The organism is Rummeliibacillus sp. G93, from assembly GCF_023515935.1.
GTDB lineage: Bacteria > Bacillota > Bacilli > Bacillales_A > Planococcaceae > Rummeliibacillus > Rummeliibacillus stabekisii.
In genome coordinates, this window is the sequence record NZ_CP097314.1 from 2758713 (window position 1) to 2781336 (window position 22624).

Annotated in this window: 20 protein-coding genes and 1 riboswitch; of the genes, 6 read left to right on the forward strand and 14 right to left on the reverse strand. The window is 38.8% G+C overall.

What is annotated here, in order from left to right; genetic code table 11:
• The gene (locus M2M59_RS13875) at positions 1 to 708 is read left to right on the forward strand and encodes a YjjG family noncanonical pyrimidine nucleotidase (protein ID WP_249774894.1); all 708 of its coding nucleotides are present in this window, start codon (positions 1 to 3) and stop codon (positions 706 to 708) included.
• Between the two features lie 82 nt (positions 709 to 790).
• Here the strand turns inward: M2M59_RS13875 and M2M59_RS13880 are convergent, their stop codons facing one another.
• The 3 genes from M2M59_RS13880 to M2M59_RS13890 form a co-directional block, all read right to left on the reverse strand.
• Positions 791 to 2011, reverse strand: a complete 1221-nt coding sequence (locus tag M2M59_RS13880) for a CynX/NimT family MFS transporter (RefSeq protein ID WP_249774895.1) — start codon at positions 2009 to 2011, stop codon at positions 791 to 793.
• Positions 2012 to 2015: 4 nt separating this feature from the next.
• The gene (locus tag M2M59_RS13885) at positions 2016 to 2705 is read right to left on the reverse strand and encodes a FadR/GntR family transcriptional regulator (protein ID WP_249774896.1); all 690 of its coding nucleotides are present in this window, start codon (positions 2703 to 2705) and stop codon (positions 2016 to 2018) included.
• Positions 2706 to 2901: 196 nt separating this feature from the next.
• The gene (locus tag M2M59_RS13890) at positions 2902 to 3804 is read right to left on the reverse strand and encodes a LysR family transcriptional regulator (protein WP_249774897.1); all 903 of its coding nucleotides are present in this window, start codon (positions 3802 to 3804) and stop codon (positions 2902 to 2904) included.
• Positions 3805 to 3922: 118 nt separating this feature from the next.
• Between M2M59_RS13890 and M2M59_RS13895 the strand changes: the two genes are divergently transcribed.
• Positions 3923 to 4477 (forward strand): flavodoxin family protein, encoded by a 555-nt coding sequence (locus tag M2M59_RS13895; RefSeq protein WP_249776026.1) that lies wholly within the window; start codon positions 3923 to 3925, stop codon positions 4475 to 4477.
• A gap of 74 nt (positions 4478 to 4551) precedes the next feature.
• On the opposite strand, the gene M2M59_RS13900 is transcribed toward M2M59_RS13895, so the two are convergent.
• The 9 genes from M2M59_RS13900 to M2M59_RS13940 form a co-directional block, all read right to left on the reverse strand.
• On the reverse strand, positions 4552 to 5382 hold the full coding sequence (locus M2M59_RS13900) for a class I SAM-dependent methyltransferase (protein WP_249774898.1): 831 nt from the start codon (positions 5380 to 5382) through the stop codon (positions 4552 to 4554).
• An 873-nt stretch (positions 5383 to 6255) separates the two neighbouring features.
• Positions 6256 to 6507, reverse strand: coding sequence for a hypothetical protein (locus M2M59_RS13905; RefSeq protein WP_249774899.1), 252 nt, complete (start codon positions 6505 to 6507; stop codon positions 6256 to 6258).
• A 506-nt stretch (positions 6508 to 7013) separates the two neighbouring features.
• Positions 7014 to 8600 (reverse strand): glutamine-hydrolyzing GMP synthase, encoded by a 1587-nt coding sequence (guaA, locus tag M2M59_RS13910; protein WP_184117617.1) that lies wholly within the window; start codon positions 8598 to 8600, stop codon positions 7014 to 7016.
• Positions 8601 to 8695: 95 nt separating this feature from the next.
• Positions 8696 to 8797, reverse strand: a riboswitch (purine riboswitch).
• A gap of 34 nt (positions 8798 to 8831) precedes the next feature.
• Positions 8832 to 11039 carry a transglutaminase-like domain-containing protein gene (locus tag M2M59_RS13915; protein WP_249774900.1) on the reverse strand — a complete coding sequence of 736 codons (2208 nt, stop codon included), beginning with the start codon at positions 11037 to 11039 and terminating at the stop codon, positions 8832 to 8834.
• Complete coding sequence (locus M2M59_RS13920; protein WP_249774901.1) at positions 11036 to 12238, reverse strand: DUF58 domain-containing protein; 1203 nt, start codon at positions 12236 to 12238, stop codon at positions 11036 to 11038. Before M2M59_RS13920 ends, M2M59_RS13915 begins: the two co-directional genes overlap by 4 nt.
• Complete coding sequence (locus M2M59_RS13925) at positions 12235 to 13182, reverse strand: AAA family ATPase (RefSeq protein WP_147197918.1); 948 nt, start codon at positions 13180 to 13182, stop codon at positions 12235 to 12237. Before M2M59_RS13925 ends, M2M59_RS13920 begins: the two co-directional genes overlap by 4 nt.
• A 195-nt stretch (positions 13183 to 13377) precedes the next feature.
• The gene (gene nadE, locus M2M59_RS13930) at positions 13378 to 14202 is read right to left on the reverse strand and encodes an NAD(+) synthase (RefSeq protein WP_147197917.1); all 825 of its coding nucleotides are present in this window, start codon (positions 14200 to 14202) and stop codon (positions 13378 to 13380) included.
• The gene (locus tag M2M59_RS13935) at positions 14199 to 15680 is read right to left on the reverse strand and encodes a nicotinate phosphoribosyltransferase (RefSeq protein WP_066790129.1); all 1482 of its coding nucleotides are present in this window, start codon (positions 15678 to 15680) and stop codon (positions 14199 to 14201) included. The genes nadE and M2M59_RS13935 overlap by 4 nt, the downstream gene beginning before the upstream one ends.
• Positions 15681 to 15781: 101 nt before the next feature.
• Positions 15782 to 16282 (reverse strand): methylated-DNA--[protein]-cysteine S-methyltransferase, encoded by a 501-nt coding sequence (locus M2M59_RS13940; RefSeq protein ID WP_249774902.1) that lies wholly within the window; start codon positions 16280 to 16282, stop codon positions 15782 to 15784.
• Between the two features lie 150 nt (positions 16283 to 16432).
• On the opposite strand from M2M59_RS13940, the gene M2M59_RS13945 reads away from it, so the two are divergent.
• The 3 genes from M2M59_RS13945 to M2M59_RS13955 all read left to right on the forward strand — a co-directional run bounded on the left by M2M59_RS13945 (position 16433) and on the right by M2M59_RS13955 (position 19302).
• Positions 16433 to 17164 (forward strand): ABC transporter ATP-binding protein, encoded by a 732-nt coding sequence (locus tag M2M59_RS13945; protein ID WP_249774903.1) that lies wholly within the window; start codon positions 16433 to 16435, stop codon positions 17162 to 17164.
• Entirely contained in the window at positions 17161 to 17916 is a 756-nt protein-coding gene (gene fetB, locus M2M59_RS13950; RefSeq protein ID WP_249774904.1) for an ABC transporter permease, read from the forward strand. The genes M2M59_RS13945 and fetB overlap by 4 nt, the downstream gene beginning before the upstream one ends.
• A gap of 411 nt (positions 17917 to 18327) precedes the next feature.
• Positions 18328 to 19302, forward strand: coding sequence for a proline dehydrogenase family protein (locus tag M2M59_RS13955; RefSeq protein ID WP_249774905.1), 975 nt, complete (start codon positions 18328 to 18330; stop codon positions 19300 to 19302).
• A 50-nt stretch (positions 19303 to 19352) separates the two neighbouring features.
• On the opposite strand, the gene M2M59_RS13960 is transcribed toward M2M59_RS13955, so the two are convergent.
• Entirely contained in the window at positions 19353 to 19958 is a 606-nt protein-coding gene (locus tag M2M59_RS13960) for a response regulator transcription factor (protein WP_066790141.1), read from the reverse strand.
• Positions 19959 to 20062: 104 nt separating this feature from the next.
• On the reverse strand, positions 20063 to 21058 hold the full coding sequence (locus M2M59_RS13965; protein WP_147197943.1) for a Delta(5) desaturase DesA: 996 nt from the start codon (positions 21056 to 21058) through the stop codon (positions 20063 to 20065).
• Between the two features lie 271 nt (positions 21059 to 21329).
• Here M2M59_RS13965 and rpoN point away from each other — a divergent pair, with 271 nt between their 5' ends.
• Positions 21330 to 22619 (forward strand): RNA polymerase factor sigma-54, encoded by a 1290-nt coding sequence (rpoN, locus tag M2M59_RS13970; protein ID WP_147197908.1) that lies wholly within the window; start codon positions 21330 to 21332, stop codon positions 22617 to 22619.
• Positions 22620 to 22624: the final 5 nt, after the last annotated feature.

A 22624-nucleotide genomic window follows, 5' to 3' on the forward strand; every position in this document is an offset into this window, starting at 1 on the left:
ATGAAAAAATATGATTTTTTAATTTTTGATTTAGATGATACATTATTAGATTTTCAGGATACCGAAATCAAAGCGTTAGAATCGCTGTTCAAAAAATATGAAGTACCTTTTAACGAAGAAAGTGTTAGCGCCTATAAAGCGATGAACAAGAAGTTGTGGGCTGAAATAGAAAAAGGCAGTTTAAGCAAAGCTGACCTACTTAATCAACGATTCGCCGCTTTCTTTGAACTTTATGAAAAAAAAGTAGATGGCCAATTGGCAGAAAAGGAATATCGTTCGCTCTTAAACCTAGGACACAAAATGCTTGATGGCGCTCTCGCCCTCTTAACTGCTTTAAAAAATCACGGCTACACCATTGTCGCTGGGACAAACGGCATCGGCATCACACAAAGACAACGTTTGACTGACGCCAAGATTATCGACTTCTTTGATGATTTATTCATTTCAGAAGAAGTGGGATTTGAAAAACCAAATACCCAATTTTTCGAAGCAATTTTCAAGAAGTACCCAGCTATGACAAAGGAAAATACCTTAATGATTGGTGACAGTCTCACTTCTGATATTAAAGGGGCCACAAACGCAGGCATCGATTCTGTATGGATGAATCCAGCAAAAGCACCTCATAACGGTATTGAAAGCACCTATGAAGTACAGACACTGGACGAACTACTTGCTCTATTAGGAGAAGAAGTTGCTTCAATTGAATAACTTTTTATAAGAATAGAAAAAGCCTAGAATCCCAAGTATATGGGTTTCTAGGCTTTTGTTTATTATTTAGTCTTTAGCAAAGTTACTCTGCTTCATTTGTAACATATCCTACTTTTCCAGCACCAATTCCCATTATGAGTAGAACGAATGAGATGAAGATGAGGAGGATGAGTGGGATTGTCCATCCACCAGTCAAGTCATGAAGTGTACCGACAAGAACTGGTCCAACAGCCGCTAACAGATACCCGAAGGACTGTGCCATCCCTGATAATTCCGCCGCTTCTTTCCCATTCCTTGTCCGCAATGTAAAGAACATCATAGCTAGACTGAAGGCACTTCCCCCAGCAATGCCAAGCATGATGGCACATACAGGAATGAGCACACGAATTCCTAGTAGAAGTCCTGCAAAGCCAAGGATAAACAAAGTAATCGTTATGATACTCAGTCCAACTTGGTTTTTCAATTTTTCCGCTATGATTGGAACAATAAACGTTACAGGAATAATGGAAAGCTGCATGATAAATACGATCCACCCAGCAGTGCTTGAGTTAAAACCAATTACACGGAGAATATCGGGCAGCCATGTAATTAATGTATAAAACATAAGTGATTGTCCGCCCATAAATATAGTTATCTTCCATGCTAGTGGCGAACGCCACAAACTACTTTTCTTCTCCGCTTTCACATTAACTTTTACTTTCTCGCCCTTCTGACTTTTACTAAGCTGCGGAAGCCAAAGCAGCAAAGATATGATGGTCAACACTCCCCATATACCAAGTGCTCCTTGCCAGCCTAAGTTACCCGTCGAAGCGATAGGTACACTGACTCCTGAACCTAGTGCACCGAAGAGATTCATGAATATAGCATATATGCCGGTCATGAATCCTATTCTCTGCGGGAAATTCATTTTCACAATCCCCGGGATCAGAACATTACCAATTGCAATGGCCATCCCTATTAAAATCGTTCCAGCGAATAAATAAAAAACGCCAGAAACTGATCGTACTGCAATCCCTATAATAAGCAGGATTAGCGAGAACGTAATCGTTAATTCCATACCAAACCGATTTGCTATTTTAGGAGCAAATGGAGAAAGTAGTGCAAAGGCAAGCAACGGCAATGTTGTGATAGTTCCTATAAGAGTATTGCTGATGCCTAGATCATCACGTATAAAAGGAATGAGCGAGCCTGCTGAAGTTAAAGGAACCCTCAAATTAGACCCGACTAAAATCACGCCAATAAGTAATAACCAGCCATTTTTTGTTTTTTTATTTGATGTAGACGACATGGCTTTCTGATTCATGCTGTTATTCCCCTGTCATTTTAATAATTTCTTTTCTTAGTAACTCCATATAGTTTTCCACATATGTAGCTGCAGCTTCTTTATTCTGGCCACGAATGGCTGACAATAAATCGATGTGAAGCTCTTCTTCAAATTTAAAAGTCGCATTCATTGCCATTAAATCCTGCACAAAAGAATAGATGGTTTCTAGCAGCGGTTCATATAAATCAATGAGGAGCTGATTGGTAGATGCCAATACAACCGCTTTATGAAAACGAATATCTAATTCGATAAATTGTGCCCAATCCTTACTTTTGACAGCTTGACGAGAAAGTTGAATATATTCTTCAAGCTTCGCTAAATCAGCCTCTGTTCTATGCTCGGCGGCTAGCTGTGCAGCCTGCTTTTCTAAAGCTAAACGTACATCAAGAATTTCAAGCAAAGCTGTTTTTTTCACATATCGCTTAAGCGCAGCTCCAAGAGAATTAGTAGAGCGTACAATCGTTCCGCTGCCTTGTTTCGTTTCAAGCAATCCCGCATGGACTAATGCCCGGATTGCTTCTCGAAGTGTATTGCGGCTGACATCAAACTTTTCCATTAGCTCCATTTCAGGAGGTATTTTCTTTCCTACTTCCCAGCTTCCAGATTCAATCAACTGCTCTATTTGAGTCGCAACCTGTTCTACTAGATTCATTTTGTTCGTTTTTTGAATCATTTTTATACCTCCTTTAAAATTTGTAGGATGATTGGTATATCGGTAAAATTATCATGGATAAATTAAATTGTCAATGGGATTTACTTTTTCTATTAAATTTATCCCATGCTAAATGCAACTCATCTTTCACCTGAAAACAAAATAAAGGTTACGATCTCTCTTAAGAAGAGCGTCGAAACCTTTAGCAGTTTTCTATTTATTGACCCTGAAATTTTTGGAAGTATTGTTGGGTTAATTCAATAAAACCTGTCAACGGAGGGGACATCCATTTATCCTTATGCCAAGCAATATGCGTAAAGATAGGAGGAATATTATTTTCCCACTTCAATTCCACTATTCTCCCTAGCTTTATGTCTTGTTCCACAACCATTGTTGGCAATGCGGCAATACCTATTCCAGCAATCACGCATTGCTTAATCGCCTCAATACTGCCAAATTCAAACTTATTGATTGGATACACTTTTGCTGAATGACAAGAATTTTCTAAAAGAGTGCGATAAGAACAGCCTGTTTCAGTTAAGAGAAGAGTTTCCTGTTCAATATCTTTAAGGTAGATCTCTGATTTAGATGCTAATGGATGGCTAGGTGATGCTACTAATTTTATATCTTCTTGGATTAGGGGTTTTATCGTTAAAGCCTCTTCCGGTTTAGATATATCCATGATGAAAGCTACATCAAGCATCCCATTCATTAATTGCTCTCTAGCCAAATCATCTGAATGTGCAGGCTTAAACATCAACTTTACGTTTGGGTATCGATCTTTAAATTCTTTCAATATGCCCGGCAACCTATATGTACATTGGCTTTCTTGAGCGCCTATTATAAGGGTGCCTGAAAGTTCTCCATCTTGTGCGATCGCCATCTTCGCTTCTTCATTAAGTTTGATCATTTTTTCAGCGTATAAAAGAAATTTCCGTCCAGCTTCTGTCAAAACAAGACGCTTCCCTAAACGTTCAAATAAAGGTGTTCCAAGTTCTGCTTCTAACGATTTTATTTGGGCTGTAACACTCGATTGCGCAAAGTTTAACATTTTTGCCGTTTGAGTAAAGTTCAATGTTTCAGCAGCTACCATAAACGTAATAAGTTGTTTGTTTTCCATATTCTCGCCTTTCTAAATCGTATTTTTCGATTGATTCAATCAAAATAATCCGTTTTTACGATTCATACTTTCATTATAAAATAGAAATAATCAATTTAACAAATGGAGGAAGCAAATGATGAGCATTGTTGTTCTTTATGGCGGAAGCCGTCCAAACGGAAATACCGAGAGTTTAACCAAAAAAGTGATAGAAGGATTAATGGTAGAAGAAATCTATCTAAACGATTATGTAATTCAACCAATAGTAGATAAACGACATGCAGAGGAAGGATTTCAAGAAGTCGATGATGATTACAATTCCATCATTGAGCGCATTCTTCCACACAACATTCTTATTTTCGCTACGCCAATCTATTGGTATAGCATGTCAGGAACAATGAAAAACTTTATTGATCGATGGTCACAAACATTGAAAGACTCAAACTATCCAGACTTCAAAAAACAAATGTCCCAAAAAAGCGCCTATGTTATTTCAGTAGGAGGAGATGAACCTCATCTAAAGGGTTTACCAATGATTCAACAGTTCCAATTTATTTTTGATTTTGTAGGAGTACATTTTGCAGGATATATTCTTGGCGAAGGAAACAAGCCTGGAGAGATTATTGAAGATAAAGTAGCTTTATTTGCGGCTGAACAGCTTAATGATCAGTTACAAATACTACTATCAGAATAAAAATCGAGACTACAAAAGTGAGCTAGAAACCCTTATACACAAGGAATTCCTAGCTCTCAATACCTCAATATTATTCACCTTGCACTTATAACAAAACTATTTAATGATTGCACATTGTCATTTGGGGTATTCATCAGTTCAAAGTAACTGTTAACCATTGTTTGTATCATTTGAGGAGCAACGCTGAACTCTTTACGAAAGCTATTCGCATAACTTGTTTCCCACTGCCCATCCTGCAAATACTTGGCATTGACTGTACATTGCTTCTCTATTTGAAAGTTTGCCTGTTCAAGCATCTCTTGTATTTGTACTTTATGAAACAAGTTTTGTATATTTCCATCATTGTCTACAAAGTTAGAGTGTAAGGCCAGAATGGAAGCTGCACAAAAATGGGCACGCTGGGTTATGTCAGTGAAGTTAAGATCCCATTCCGCAAAGCAAATACGTTTAGCTATTTTTCGCAATTTCTTAAAATAGCGAAGTAAATCCTCCGGCCTTTTGAAGTACCAAGAGCTGTGGGATAACACTGCTATATCAAATACTTCGTTAGCGCCAAATGCGTCAAAATCCATTTCAAAATGAAACGTAATGCGCTCTCCCAATGTAGACTTCTTAATCATGTCTGTAGCCTGACCTAATGTCAAAGGAGCTCCATACTCACGACTGGCAATATCAATTCCGACAACCTTCCCGTCTTCTCCCACTGCGTCAGCTAAGGCGACTGTTGTATCACCTTGGCCACACCCAATTTCTAGTATTCTCATACCTCTTTTTATCTCAAATTCCTTCACTAATTCTAATCGATGTTGTAACTGAACTTGCTGAACTTCATCTTCTTCAAATAGCTTGTATGTAGATAGAAACGTTAATGTTGATTCGCTTAATTCTATTGATTTCAACCTCATTCCTCCTGACTAGCAGTTATACGTCGTTATGTTTATATCATCTGAATACTGTACCTCTTTTAGGGATTTAATTCTTGATAAAAGCTTTTATATAGAAAAAATACATTCCTCAATAAATAAATCGGTTCCCACTTTAAAGAATATTCTAAAAATTATTTGTGAATTAATAATATCATAACTTGATTAATTGTATATTTATTTTTAATACCTACTTATTTTTTGCTCTGTTTACTTATAAACAGGTATCACTAAATTTCCTAAGAACATCTAGGCTTAGTATTTTAACGATAAAAAGACCTCCTTTATCACTATGAATGTGAATAAAAGAGAGTCTTATTTTACTTACAGTTATTTTTCCTGAAACTGAGCGAATTTATCATAAAGTATGCGTTATATTATCTTCGCATTTTGTCAATCAAATGGAGCGTGTAGACTAACGTTTTACCATAACCAAAGAATTCATTATATAGTATAATATGTTACTTATTAATATTTAGCTAAAGGATGATACCATTGGATATATTAATTTTCTTAGGAGTAATATTTTTACTTTATTTCATAAGCAGATTATTTAAAGTTAAGAAATATATACACTTTATGTTAGTGATGTCTATCCTATTAATAGGAGTTTATTGGATGAACCATTTTTAAAGCTTATAAATAAAAAGACGGGCATAATCGCCAAGTCAGCGACAACACCCGTCGGTATTACTGTTGTTTCAAGCGTTCATTAAGAACCTTTATTCTAACCCGCTTACATCCATTTCTACCTTATCAGCAAGTCAAACGAACGTTGATACACTATTGCCCCGTCAAACTGATCGTTAAAATGATTATAAACTAACTAAAATTATTATCTTAGAATTGCAGCCTCTACAACCCATTTGCCAAAATTATTATAATACTTATAACTGCTGTAATTAAACCCAAAAGGAATAACAGTATTCTTTTTATTAAAGTAGGAGAAAATATATAAGTAAATTCATATATTAGTTCAACTAAAGTAGAAATAGACCCTGACCCTACCTTAAAACTATCAATATCTTCTTTCTTACCAAATATAGCCCCACCCATCAGAAAAAAGCCACCTATTGCAAATATCGCAAAAATAATATTTATCTCCATAATATAGTGCCCCTCTTGTTGTTCTCTTGTTTTTCTTTATATTTTAAATTACTACCAATTGGATAACTAGCATTTCTTACCACTAAAAATGGCGTGCATATTTAGTAGACAACTGACTAGCCCTATATAGCACTCCCTCCCTATACATTTTTACTGATTTTAATATTTAGCCCATTATGTACTTTCTATAACTATCATTCCGTAAGTACTTTATCCTTCTTCTTTTTACTCCTTTGTTCTTTTCCTTTCCTTTCTTGTTCTATATCTTTCTATTATGATTTTTGATCTTCTTTTGCTGATTCAAACTACAATCATCAATCAATTAATTTAATTTAACCAAATAAAAAAACTCCCTTCTACTTAGTTAAAGAAACTAAATAAAAGAGAGTTTAAAAATTGACATATAAAAAGTGACATGTGATTCTAAAAAAATTCAGAACCAATATCAACTAAAACATTGATATAACTGTATTTATAGCATATTCACACTATAATACTTGCCCTTATTATTCCCACTCAATAGTTGCAGGTGGCTTGCTCGTTACATCATACAGTACGCGGTTCACATGGTTAACCTCGTTGACTAGACGTACAGAAACTCTTTCTAGTACATCATATGGGATACGTGCCCAGTCAGAAGTCATACCGTCGATTGAGGTTACCGCGCGGATACCGATTGCATAATCGTATGTGCGTTGGTCGCCCATGACGCCGACAGATTTGATGTCAGGCAGCACAGTGAAGTATTGCCAGATTTGATCTTCAAGGCCGGCTTTTGCTACTTCTTCACGCAAGATTGCGTCTGATTCGCGGACGATTTCTAATTTATCTTCAGTTACTTCGCCAAGTACACGGATAGCTAGACCAGGACCTGGGAAAGGTTGGCGCCATACGATTTCTTTTGGAAGACCTAATTCAGTACCTAGAGCACGCACTTCATCTTTGAATAATGTTTTAAGCGGTTCAATCAATTCAAATTGCATATCTTCTGGAAGGCCGCCAACATTGTGGTGAGATTTAATCGTTTGAGCTGTTGCTGTACCGCTCTCGATAATGTCAGTGTATAGAGTGCCTTGTGCCAAGAAGTCCATGCCTTCTAATTTTGATGCTTCATCATCAAATACATAGATGAATTCGTTACCGATAATTTTACGTTTTTTCTCTGGATCACTTACGCCTGCAAGCTTGTCCATGAAACGTTTGCGTGCATCAATTTTGATAACATTCATGTGGAAGCCATCAGCGAATGTTTCCATTACGCTATCTGCTTCGCCTTTACGTAAAAGGTTATGGTCTACAAACATACATGTTAATTGATCGCCGATTGCTTTATGGATTAATACAGCTACTACTGAAGAATCCACGCCGCCTGATAGTGCGCAAAGCACTTTTTTGTCGCCGACTTGCTCGCGGATTTTGCGAATTTCCATCTCGATGAAGCTATCCATCGACCAATCACCTTTTGCACCACATACATCGAATACAAAGTGACGTAGGATATCGTTGCCGTATACAGAGTGGCGAACTTCTGGGTGGAATTGAACAGCATAGAACTTGCGCTCAGCATTGGCCATAGCAGAGATTGGGCAAGATTTGCTTGTCGCAATCGTTTTAAAACCTTCTGGAATAGCTGTTACCAAATCGCCGTGGCTCATCCATACAACTTGGTCTTTTGGAAGCTCAGCAAATAGAGCATTGTCTTCAACAATATTGATTTCGGCTTTACCGTACTCGCGGTGATCAGCAGGTTCAACTTTGCCGCCTAAAGAATGTGTCATCAATTGCATGCCGTAGCAAATACCTAAGATAGGCACACCCATTTCAAAAATTTGGTTATCAATGCGAAATGCATTTTCATCATATACAGAATTGGGACCACCGGAAAAGATAATCCCAGTCGCGTTCATTTCTTTTAATTCCTCAGCTGTAACAGTATGAGGGTGCAATTCACTGTAAACGCCAAATTCACGGATTCGACGGGTAATAAGTTGATTGTATTGGCTTCCAAAATCAAGAACGATAATTTTTTCTTGATCCTTTAAAATTGTACTAACTGACAACAGTTCCACCTCTTTTTTATTAGTAATGAACATCGCCTTGTATAAAAAAACGCGCACGAAAGAAAGCTCCTTCATACGCGTTTCAAATTATACAAAAGCAAAATAAACGAATGCATGCATAAATCATCCATCGTCTAAATTGCCTTCATAGTCAAACTGTTTACGGTAGTTTGGTAGAAACATTCGAACCATATCTTCGAACATATATGAGGGTCGTTCATTTATTGTTAGTTTTCTTCATTTTACAGGCAATACGACGCAAAATCAACCTGATGTCCGATTGATTAAATATTTCCAACATTCGATTAGTTCATCGCTCGGTTTACCAGGTACATCTTTGTTGTAAAGACGCTCCTCCATTGCTCTTGTTAAGATGCCCATTTTGTCTGTACTGTATGCGGCATCCACATGCTCAGCAAAGTCTTTGAGGGTTTGTCCTTCTTTTCTTCTGTGTCCTGCTCGCTTCAGTTGCTTTAGTAAATCTTCATACATTGCATCTAAATGGCGGTAGCCTTTTGTACGATGCTTAAAGATCAGCCATTTCGGCATCCACTTGCGGCGGGTAAAGAATAAAAGCAGAAGAATGGCAACGGCACCAATCAAGATACCCAACCAAATAGCGCTCCAGTTGTTCGTTTGATTAATAGCTGATTTCTTTTCTACTTGTTTCTTTTCTTTTTTCTTTTCTTTTTTTACTTTCTTTTCTTTTTTCTTTTCTTCTTTTTCCTTCTTTTCTACTTTTTGTTGTTCATTTTCTTTTTGCTTTGGATTGATGGCTGATTTTTTCTCTTTGCTTTTCACATCATTTAGCACATTATCAAACCCACCAAAGCCGATTGTCGGTTCAAAGGACATCCACCCTACACCTGGAAAATAGGCTTCTACCCATGAGTGGGCATTATTGTTAGTCACGACATAATGATGTTTGTTATCGCTCATCGGCACTTCATCGCCCTCTGAGAATCCCTTCACCCATCTAGAAGGAATGCCAATCGTCCTCAGCATGACCGCCATTGAGGTAGAGAAGTTGTCACAGTAGCCCGATTTCGTATCAAACAGGAATTGATCTACATAATCTTGTTTTCCCTCGGGTGTTCCTACTTCTAAGCGTGAATACTTATAGCCGTTGTTTTGAAAATAGGAAACAATGGCATTAGCCTTGCCGTATAAGCTCTTTTCATCTTTTGTAATAGTTTTAGCCAGTTTCTCTACTCTGGCAGGCAAGGTTTTCGGCACTTGTAAATAAGGCTTGAAATCCTTTGATAATCCCTTCAAGTCAGACGTCCTAGTTCTTGTTAAAGCCTTCAGGCTGTATTCTGGCTTGGAGTAGGTCATTGAATAGGATGGCAGGACAATTTTTTTGCCATCCATTGTCGGACGGATTTTTTCGCTATCAATCTCGATATAAAATTGATCGCCCATATTTTGTTCATCCATTTTTTGCAGTCCATATGGCTGAAGTACAAATTTGTAGTCTTTCTTCAGCTCAATTTCTGCATGTTCTCGGTTTTTCTGTTTGCCGGGTTTAAGCGACATAGGTATCTTTTCGCCATAGTCAAAAGTATGAACATATATGTCCCCTTTTTTTCTTACCCAGCCTTTACCTGTATAAATATTTTTCGTTTCAATGCGCCAATATTGGTTTTCTTTAGCCGTCGCGACAAAAACAGGTCTATGATCCTCTTCAAAAGGACCGCCTAATTTCTCGTCATCTTCGACGTACCCAATCTTGCCAATCTCTCCAGTCTGGTTTTGCTGCATATCTAGCAGTTTCTTGAGCGGCTGTGGCGGAGCAACGACTGCCTGCTTCTTAGGTGCCACATAGGCGAATAATGTACAAACTGCAATCATACACGCAAATGGCAGCAGCCATTTGAAGCTGCTTCTTTTTTTCGGTATAGCTCGTTCGCTTTCAAGCAACCTATAAAGATATAACCCTGACATTAATAGGGTTCCTTCAATCATAGTGCGGATAATGGCATACTTAGCATCATACTCCGTAAATGTATCTAACAGGCTTAAAAAAATGATGGTTACCAAAAAGAAATAAAAAATGGAACGCTTGGCAGTAATCCAATGGTGAATGAGATAAATCGCCATCCATAGCAGAACAAAGAATAAGATACTGCGGAATGAATCTGCGATGCCGTTCCAGTCGCCGTTTGTGACAGCTCCTATACTTCCAGTAAACTCGCTAATAATACGCGTAAAACTATTTAGTGAAAAAACAGCTGTGCCCATATAGACATACATCAAAAACCAGGCAATATAAATAATCTTCACCACAAAGGAAAGCACAATATTGATATTAAAGGCATTGCCCGCTAGGCATAAAATGATAAACAGTAGAAACAATCCAAGGTGCCCTGTAGAGGTTAAGTTCACGACTGGTATCAGCCATTCACATAACATCAGGAACACAAGAAGGTAAAGCCCTATTTTTTGAGCCCATTTTGCAATTGTTCTGCTCATGGCTTCATCACCTCCATAAAGGCGTTAGGAAACTGTGATGGCGTAAGAGGTACAATGCGGATACTTTGATCTATTAGTCCGCCTATTTTCTCCACACTATCTTCCAGCGGCCGAAGTAAAAAACACACTGCTGGTCCTGATTGTTTGGACGTTCTTTGCAATACCTGAGCCCATTCTTTCGAAAGATTGCTCGTGACAAAATAGATGCCTGAATTATTTTCGAGCAAACGATGCTCCGGCAGGCTTTTTTCAAACTGCTCTATTGGTTCTGGTTGTAATTGGGCCATTTTATATAACGCTTGCTTCAACTGATCATTCGTGTGGATGCCTTGGATGAATACTTGTTTAGCCCCTGCAAATAAAAAAGACAACGTTTCGCGCTTTTTGACAGCAGCAGCTAATATGGATGCACAGAATTCCACTTGTTCTTCAAATAGCTCTTCCTGTGTCCCATCCAGGATCAGGCACCACTCTTTTGACTGTTGGCTTTCAAAGGTTTTGGTCTGCAAGGTTTGTGTTTTCGCGAATGTCTTCCAATGAATCCATGACATCCGATCTCCTGGCTGATAGTCACGAACACCAGATACCACCGTGTGATCGCGTTTCGATGAAAGATTAGAGCTCCCAGTACTACTTTTATTTTGCAGAGGTGGGCTTGTATATTTCATCTCAGTAATTTTAGGCGTCACCACAATAGTTAACGGTGATGGCACAAATACTTTCCTTTTCATCCACCCAAAGAAATCTGTTACAGTCAGCTCAATGCCTGCTTGTTCATAATATCCTCGTTTCAGTTCAGTCGCTTCATAAGCAAATACAAAACTTTTCTTTGTTCCTAGCATTGTTACTTGTCGGGTATCTTCTTCCTTTATGGGAAGTGCGCCTTCAGCGGCCTTTTCCTCAGCTATCACATACAGTAGCGGAAAACGGAACATCCGCTTGATGGTCGTCTCCACTATCAATGATTCCCCCTGTACGGCTTGCTTTTTTATACTTGTCCGTTCTGCAGAAAAGCGAAATGGCCAGAAAAATAGCAGAGTTGAATACAAGGCAAAGGGCAGAAACATAAAAAAGATAAACCAGCTGACAAAGCCCCCCTGCATTAAAGCGAAGGAAAGAGAGATTGCAAGCAACAGCAAAATCAAGAATAATCGAATAAATGCTTGCAAACCTCGCCCTATTGCATGGCGCTTCATCATAACAATGCCCTTTTAACTGGAACTGGAGTATTTATGATCATGCGGCCAATCACATCCTCAGCCGAAATTTCATCATATCTTGCAGCCGAGTTCAAAATAATCCGATGAGAAAATACATAAGGCGCTAAATATTGGACATCATCAGGCGTCACATAGCGTCGGCCCTTTAAGAATGCATAGGCTTGAGAGGCTTTCATCAGAGCAATGGATCCCCTCGGGCTGACTCCAAGGAATACAGACGGATTCTCTCGTGTGGCTCTGGAAAGGTCTACAATATAGGTTTTGACAAGTTCATCTACATGGACCGTCTTGATCTCTTTTTGAATCTCTTTTAATTCCTCTAATGAAAGAACAGCCTCCAGTGTTTCTATAGGACGCGATCCTTCAGCCCTTCTTAAGACTTCCATTTCGTCCTCATGCGAGGGATACCCCATATTTAATTTTAAGAGGAAACGATCCAATTGAGCTTCTGGCAGTGGATACGTCCCTTCGTATTCAATAGGGTTTTGGGTGGCCATGACAAAGAAAGGCTTGGTTAGTTCAATTGTCTTTCCTTCAACCGTAATAGCTGCTTCTTCCATCGCTTCAAGCAAAGCGGCTTGCGTTTTAGGAGATGTACGGTTTATTTCATCCGCTAGCACGATATTTCCCATGATAGGACCTGGGTGAAAACGGAATTCCATCTCTTTGGGATTATAGATTGATACACCAAGCACATCAGAGGGCAACAAGTCAGGTGTAAATTGAATCCGTTTAAAATTAGCGCTAACGGATTTTGCAAGAGCGCGCACCATCATGGTTTTCCCAACGCCCGGTACGTCTTCGAGCAATATGTGGCCTTCCGCTAATAGTGCAACAATACTTAACTCTGCTATATGTCTTTTGCCAATCATCACCTTTTCAATATTTCGTATGATGGCTTGAATTTTTTCTTGCGCTTCCATACTTGTCCTCCTCTACCGTTATGTATCATGAAAATCGATTCGTAGTTCTCTTATTATATAGGCTAATGTACACTGTGGCAAAAAACCTATTGAGTTCCCAGTCTTTCCACTGCGAAAGAATTTTAGAAGCGCCATCAAAAATAAAACCGGTTCTATCTTTTTAAGAACCGGTTTCTAGTTGAGTAGTGTATGAAGTTATTTCCAAAAATCATCAAAAATCGTAATAGGCATATGGCGTTTATGTTGGGACTTGCAATAGTAATCCTCTAGTTTCTTGCGAGCCGCTTCAGGGATTTCCTTGCCGTCCAAGTAATCATCAATTTCGTCATACGATACGCCAAGTGCTACTTCATCCGGAATAAGAGGACGATCTTCTTCCAAATCAGCTGTTGGCACTTTTTCATATAAGTGTTTTGGACAATCAAGCGCTGAAAGCATCGCCTTTCCTTGCCATTTGTTTAAGCGGAAGAGCGGCATAAGATCTGCTGCTCCATCACCAAATTTGGTATAGAAACCTGTGATGGCTTCAGCCGCATGGTCTGTACCAAGTACCACTGCACTATGATGAGCAGCAATGGCATATTGCACTTTCATGCGTTCACGCGCTTTTTCATTTCCTTTTAGGAAGTCTGTCAACTTAATGCCCGCTTCTTTTAACGATTGGACACCCGCATCTACTGCAGGCTGAATATTCACTGTATAGGTGAAAGTGGGATTAATAAAGGTCAGCGCATCCTGGCAGTCCTGTTCATCTCTTTGGATACCATATGGTAATCTTACTGCCCAGAAGGAATACTTATTATCCCCGTTTTCCGTATTTAGCTCATCCACAGCCATCTGTGCCAGTTTGCCCGCTAATGTCGAGTCCTGTCCGCCTGATATGCCAAGCACGAAACCTTTGACGAATGAATTCTTCTTCGCATATTCCTTTAAGAAATCAATGGACTTACGAATTTCTTCTTCAGGATTAATCTCAGGCTGCACACGCAATTCTTCGATTATTCTCTGTTGCAATGTCATCTATTATCTCCTCCTAAATGTAATTCGTGCACCATATCTCTAACTTCTTGAATGTTGCGCATTTTATTGTCCCAACATTTTTGGCTAAGGTCGACAGGGTATTCTTCCGGATTCAATGAGCGTTTATATTCATCCCATAAGAAGTTGAGATTGTCTTTTGCATATTCTTTCATCTCTTGTACTGAAGGTGTTTCATAGATTTGCTTACCGTCTTCAATTACTTTCTTATGAAGGTTTTTAGCAGCAAAGTTCGTAACAAATTTTGAGATAAAGGTATGCACAGGATGGAACATTTTCAGGCGCTCTTCCGCTTCTGGATTTTCATCATGCATGGTGATGTAATCTCCTTGCGCTTTTCCGTTTTCTAAATCAATAATACGGTAAACTTTTTTCAATCCAGGAGTCGTTACCTTCTCTGCATTAGCGGAAATCTTAATGCGATCCTGCATGTTCCCTTGCTCGTCTTCCAACGAAACGAGTTTGTATACTGCTCCTAATGCTGGTTGATCATATGCTGTGATTAGTTTGGTGCCTATACCCCAAGTGTCGACCTTAGCGCCTTGCGCAAGGAGATTCAAAATTGTATATTCATCTAAATCATTAGATACCACAATTCTGGCATCCGTGAAACCTGCTTCGTCTAACATTTTGCGGGCAGCCTTTGATAAAAAGGAGATATCGCCGCTGTCGAGACGGATTCCCAAGAAATTAATCTTGTCGCCTAATTCTTTCGCAACTTTAATGGCTGCTGGTACTCCGGACTTTAATGTATCGTACGTATCTACTAAGAATACGCAATTTTTATGGCGGCGTGCATATGCATGGAATGCTTCATAGTCATTTTTATAGGCTTGTACCAAAGAATGTGCATGCGTTCCAGCAATTGGAAGATTAAATAGCTTTCCAGCTCTAACATTACTTGTAGAATCAAACCCACCGATAAATGCTGCACGTGATCCCCAAATTGCCGCATCCATTTCTTGCGCACGTCTTGTGCCGAATTCCATGACGATATCTTCTTTGACTACTTGCTTAATGCGGCTTGCTTTAGTTGCAATCAATGTTTGGTAGTTCACAATATTTAGCAAAGCTGTCTCAATAAGCTGTGCCTCTACTAAAGGTGCCTCTATCCGGAGAATGGGTTCATTGCCGAATACAAGCTCCCCTTCTTCCATCGAATAAATATCACCTGTAAACTGCAAGTCTTTTAAGTAATCTAAAAAGTCTTCTCTATAACCTTGTTCCTCACGAAGATAGTTAAGGTCTGATTCGCTAAAACGAAACTCTCGTAAATAGTCCAGTATTCTTTCTAAACCTGCAAAGATTGCATAGCCATTGCCAAACGGCAATTTTCTAAAATATAATTCGAAAACTGCTTTTCGATTATGTATTCCATCTGCCCAATAGGACTCAGCCATATTAATTTGATATAGATCTGTATGCAGCGCTAGGCTATCATCTGGATAATGTGATTTCATTTTTCATAGTCCCTTCTTCCACATTTTACTTAAAACATAGTATACACCAATTGTCTCTGAATATATCTTCCTAAGGCAGTAGTTGCCACAAAAAGGGAGCACTATTCCTTAAAAGGCACTTTTTCAATGGTCAATAACGTTTTCTTTAACGGAATTCCACTGCTAAATCCAGTTAAAGTTCCGTTCTTACCGATAACCCTGTGGCATGGCACCGCAATGAGAACAGGGTTTTTGCCAATTGCACCACCGACTGCTCTCACAGCCTTCGGATTGCCGATAGCTTCTGCTATATCTGCGTAGGAGACCGTTGACCCATATGGAATTTGCTGTAATGCTTCGAAAACCTTCAGTTGAAAAGGTGTACCCTTTAAATCGAGCGGCAAATCAAAAATTGTTCTTTCCCCCGCAAGATATTCTTGTAATTGGCTTTTGTAGAAGGCCATTTTTTCTGGAGCTTCCACTAATTCGGCGTCGCCTAGATACTTACTTCCCCATTCTTGTACTTCTTCCAATGTGATCCCGACACAACACACCCCTTGATCGGTCGCTGCCAAAACTAAAGAACATTGTTCATCTTCCAAGCGTGTCCAATATAAATGCACTTTGAATCCCCCTGTAGCTTTCAAAATTCAGTAATTTTAGAGAGCAAGAAAATGAAGCCTTGCTTACTAAATGAATAGATATTGGTAATAATTCTATCAAAAAACCAAGTATGTTACATTAGAAGAAACACTATTCACTAGGAGTTACATATGAATTCAATCGAACCTTCAGCCATTCACTTTAAACATATAGAGTACGAAACAGGAGAACAGCATATCTTACGTAATATTACAGGTTCTATTTCAGCAGGTAAGATTACGGCGCTTGTAGGACCTTCAGGGGCAGGAAAAACGACTTTGCTTCGGCTTTGCAACGGATTAATCTCCCCTACAGCTGGTGAAATTTTCATCGATCAAGCGCCTATAGCTTCAATAGATCCGATTTCACTACGACGACGTGCGGGCATGGCGCTACAATCTGCACCCATGCTGAACGGCACAGTTTTTGAAAATTTAGCTTTGCCAAGGCAGCTGCAAAATCGGTCATTAGATAAAAAGGAAGCGATTAAATTATTAGATGATGTAGGATTAAAACCCGAAAACTTGAAGAAGTCTATTCGCGAGTTATCCGGTGGCCAGCGACAGCGCGTATCGCTTGCACGTACATTAGTGAACCGTCCGAGCATTCTTCTATTAGATGAGATTACCTCTGCGCTTGATCCTTCTTCTATTAAGGAAGTAGAAACATTGATTAAAAGGTTGAATGAAAAGGACCAAACGACGATTATTTGGATTACACATAATTTAGAACAGGCCGTCAGAATGGGACATTATGCATGGGTAATGGCAGAGGGAAAACTAATAGAAGCAGGAGAAAGCTCTCTGCTAAAGAATCCAAATGAAGAAATCACCAAACGGTTTATTAAGGGGGAGTTGGTATGAGTTACGGTACACTCTCGCTTACACTCGTCTTTGTCTTAATCCCGCTGCTACTATCTAATACACTTCATCTTCAGTTAGAAAAAGATGTTTTAATCGCTACCGTTCGATCCATTATTCAATTGCTTGCTGTCGGGTATTTCTTGAAATTCATCTTCGAATCAGACCATCTTGTTTACATCCTATTCATGGTTGCATTGATGATTGGTGTCGCTACAGGCAATGCCAGAAAAAAAGGCAGCAAAATAAAAGGCATCACATGGAAGATTGCCTTGACGCTTATAGCGATTGAGATATTAGTACAATCTATATTGCTTGGATTTCACATTGTGCCGCCAACAGCGCAATATATTATACCTATTAGCGGGATGGCAATCGGCAACTCGATGGTGCTGTCGATTCTCTTTTTAAATCGGTTTCAGGCTGAAGTCGATGCCCATCGCGATCAAACCGAGCTCATCCTGACACTTGGCGGAACGCCGCGGCAAGCCATTCATACACAATTGACCAGAGCTATAAAAGCAAGCATGATACCGACAATCGAAAGCCAAAAGACGATTGGTTTAGTCCAATTGCCCGGCATGATGAGCGGTCAAATTATTGCTGGCGCAGACCCTGTACAAGCTGTTCAGTTTCAACTTTTAATTCTCTTTATACTTCTTACTACTGCTGCCATTTCGAGCATTCTTCTCGGCTTCCTATCATACCCCTCCTTATTTAATGAGCGGATGCAGTTGTTGAAAGAGAAAGAGTAATAGAATTTAGGCAAATAAAAAAACGTTTTTCCTATTCCATGTAGGGAAAACGTTTTTCTGTCATAATATTAAATTTGTACCTCAATACTAAGTTACTTATATTATTGTGCAATTGCAACTTGTTTTCTTAAAAAGCAACATAATTCGACACAAAAGAGCCTAATCATTCTATATAAAACTCTTCTGTCCGAACACATTTATCATAAACCCCTCCTAGCTTTTCAACAACTTTTTTGCTTAAAAAGAAAATAAGAAATGAATATAAAAACGTTACAACGGGACACCAGCGCGCTAATTGATTGAAACTTTCCTAAAATTATTTTTTTCATTTAACTTTGAACAGAATGACTTTTTCGTTAAATATGATATAATTGAAAAAAATAAAATATTCACAACAAGGGGAAGTAGCATATGTCACTTAAAGATTTTTTCATCGCATTGTCTGAAAACCAGTTTTTAAACAACAATGCGAAAAAATATGGTCTTAAAATGGGAGCTGCGAGTGTTGTAGCTGGTACGAATATCAATGAAATGATTAAAAGCATTAAAGAGTTAAACTCACATGGCATTTCGTGCACAATCGATAACTTGGGGGAGTTTGTTCACGATAAAGCTGAAGCTACAGCTGCAAAGAATCAAATCTTAGCTGTAATTGAAGCCGTTAACGAAACAGGGGTAGATGCGCATATCAGTTTAAAACCTTCTCAACTAGGTTTAGATATTGATTATGATTTCTGCTATGAAAATTTGAAAGAAATTGTCGAATTAGCAGACCGCTATGATATCTTTGTTAACTTCGATATGGAAAACTATGCACGCCTACAACCATCATTTGACTTGCTTGAGGAATTGTCACGCGAGCACGATAATATCGGAACTGTTATTCAAGCATACTTTTTCCGTGCAAAAGAAGATATCGAGAAATATAAAAACTATCGCCTTCGCATCGTAAAAGGCGCTTATAAAGAGCCAAGCGAAGTAGCTTATCAAACAAAAGAAGAAATCGACCGCAATTATATTGAGCTGTTAGAGTACCATTTATTGAATGGCAAATTCACATCAATTGCAACACATGACCATAATGTAATCAACCATATGAAACAATTTATCGCGGCACACAACATTCCAAAGGATAAGTATGAATTCCAAATGCTGTATGGCTTCCGTCGTGATATGCAACTTGAGCTTGCAAAAGAAGGCTATAACTTCTGCACGTACGTACCATTCGGCCAAGATTGGTACGGGTACTTTATGCGCCGTTTAGCTGAGCGTCCACAAAACTTAGAGTTAGTTGTTAAACAAGTGTTCAACAAAAAGACAAACACATTAATCGGCTTGACTGCTGCAGGGTTTGCCCTTGGTCGTTTAACAAAACGCCGCAAGTAATATATTAAAATAGATAAAGCGGATTCATATTTACATGAATCCGCTTTATCTTATTTATTCCACCCTTTTTCTTTAAAACGGGCAATAGCTTCAATTCTGTTGCTGACTTCTAATTTATCTAGGATTGTGGAAATATAATTTCGTACAGTACCCGGGGAGAGAAAAAGTTCAGCGGCAATTTCTTTCGTTGTCTTCCCTTTTGCGACAAGTTCTAATACTTCACTTTCGCGATCGGTTAAAGGATTTTCGATTTCTTCCTCATAAACAATATCGATTAGTTCTGGTGCGAATATCCGTCTTCCATCCATAATGACTCGTATTGCATTAACTAATTCCTCAATTGGGCTATCTTTTAATAAATAACCTCTCACACCTGCTTTTCGTGCACGCTCAAAGTATCCTGGCCGTGCAAACGTCGTCAGGATGATCACTTTACAGTCTTTATCTTTTAGTTCTTCGGCAGCATCGAGCCCTGTCTTCTCAGGCATTTCGATATCCATGATGACAATATCAGGTTGAAACTCTTCTACTAGTGTTAGGGCATCTAAGCCATTATAGCCTACCCCTACTACTTCCATATCTGCTTCCATATTAATTAAAGACTTGAGCGCGCCCAGCAGCATTCCCTGGTCTTCTGCTATAACAATTTTAATCACTTTGCATCCTCCTCTTTGACCGAAGGCATTTTATGTCCATTATACTAGCAAATAATTGAAAAGCCATTCCATTTGACTGGAACAGCTTTTTGTGGAATTTTTCTTTATAAATAGTGCGGCACTTTTCTTTTATATTTTTGTGTACGCACTCTTTTTTTGACATCTTTAAACGTCACAAAGCTTTTTTGCGATGTATCATACAATTTATAGCGTAGTGATTCTAGGCTTGTTTTTAGCGTGATTGTAGTAGCCCGTTGCAAAGGCGGTGTTTGCTGGTGCGCATCTGCTAAATGATAATTTGGTATGCGCGGCGCTAAATGATGAACATGATGGAAGCCAATATTGCCTGTTACCCATTGCAGAACAATCGGCAATTCATAATAAGAACTTCCCTCCACTGCCGCTTTTACATAATCCCATTCTGATTCATTTTCAAAATATGAATCCTCGAAGGTATGCTGAATGAAAAAGAGCCAAATACCTAGCGCACCCGCTACAAACATGGTCGTCCCATGGATAATCAAAACGGAGGGGATATTTGTCAGCAATGCGAGGCCAACAAGCAATGCAGCAAGTCCCAAGTTTGTCGCGTATGTGTTTAGGCGTTCTTTTTTCCTTGCATCTTTACGGTTGAAGCGATTGGATACCAATACTAGATAAAGAGGCCCTAAACCAAACATCACAATTGGCTGGCGATACGCTCTATAGCAGAAACGGCGCCATGGTGTAGCGCTAATATATTCCTCAACTGTCATAACCCAAATATCGCCGATTCCCCGCTTATCCAAGTTTGAGCTTGATGCATGGTGAATCATGTGCTCTCTCTTCCACTTTTCGTACGGAAAAGATGTAAGCACCCCTGTCACAAACCCCACACAGTCATTTGCTTTCTTGTTTTTGAAAAAAGAACCGTGTGTACAATCATGGAAAATAATGAACGTTCGCACTACAAAACCTGCGGCAACAATGCTTAGAAGGATTGCACCCATCACTGTATATGGCAAAATCAAATAGGCGATCACCCAAAGAATTAACATCGGCACAATGGTATTAATCATTTGATAAATACTTTTTTTCATTTCTGATTGCGCAAATGGCATTACTGCTTTTCTTAATTGTTTCGTTTTTTCGCGATCTGTCAAAAACTCCACCCCCAGCTTTTTAATCTCTTGATACTATTTTAAGCGAGGTAGAGTCATCCCCATAGACATAGATGTCATAAGGATAATATGACACTTATCATGTTTGACCATCTAATAAACTATTGACTGTCTATTTCATTTGCCGGATACATAAAGTATAATATTTTATACATGAAGCAGCATAATTCATTACGATTTTATGAAAAGATCTGATAGGGAGGGCTTTTTTATGGAATTACTTCTAAACCAAAAGCAAGAACTAAAGCTTTTAATGACGTCTCAACTCCGCCAATCGATTGAACTGCTACAATATTCAACAACAGATTTGGAACAATTCATACGGGAACAAGAGCTAGAGAACCCATTGATTGAATTGCATGATTCTCCCCCTTCTCCCCAAATTGAAAGGATTTCTTCTGAGTGGGCGATAAAACCTGCGGGCATGCCTCAGGAGATGATCAAGGCTCGTGAGGAAAATGGAAGAGATCAATTAATACAAATTGTTAATGTCACTTATAAAGAAAAGACAACGAAAGACCTTTTAAAATATATTATTCATAACCTCAATGATTTCGGCTATCTAGAGATAGATGAACAGAACTGCCCCTACACAGATGTAGATCTCTCCCATGGGATTTGCCTTTTACAGCAAATTGGCCCAGCAGGTGTTGGCGCTCGTACAATTGAAGAATGCTTAACCCTTCAGTGCAACGAACGGTTTCCTCAGCACTATTTATTAAAAGAGGCAATCAAAACATGCTTGCCCTTAATTGCAGAAAAAAAGTGGAAAGAAATGGCCAAAAAGCTGAATTGTTCCGTAGAGGAAGTCGCTTATATAAATAACTGCATCTTATCTTTCAATCCTAAACCATGTTTATTAAAACAAGATAGAACCGAATTTGCACAGCCAGATATTATTGTGATTGAAGAAAGAGGCGGGTTTGCATTCTTTTTGAATGATCGCTATTTGCCATCAGTTACATTGAATGAACAAAACTTACATATCCCAACCAGCAATGGCGTAGAAAAACAGTATATAAAAGAGCAGTACAAAAACTATCAATGGCTTGTCAACAGCATTGAACAGCGCAGGCAAACGATTATCAAGATTATGCATGTCCTATTAGAAAAACAGCCGGCCTTTATTAGGAACGGTTTATCAGAGCTACTTCCTTTAACATTAAAGGAAGTAGCCAGGGAAATCGATATGCATGAATCAACTGTTAGCCGTGCGACATCCAACAAGTATATCCAAACACCAGCTGGCCTATTTGAATTAAAGTCATTATTCTCCTCGAAGGTAGAGAGTGCTAACGGGCATCAATTCTCACAAGAAAAGGTGAAAGCCCTTTTAAAACAATTTATAGGAACTGAAAACAAGAAAAAGCCTTTCTCAGATCAAAAAATTGCTGAGTATTTCAACACGGAGTATGCAATCCAGATTGCCAGAAGAACGATCAGCAAATACCGTGATGAGCTCAATATTCCATCGGCCAGCATGCGTAAACAGTGGATTTAATAGTT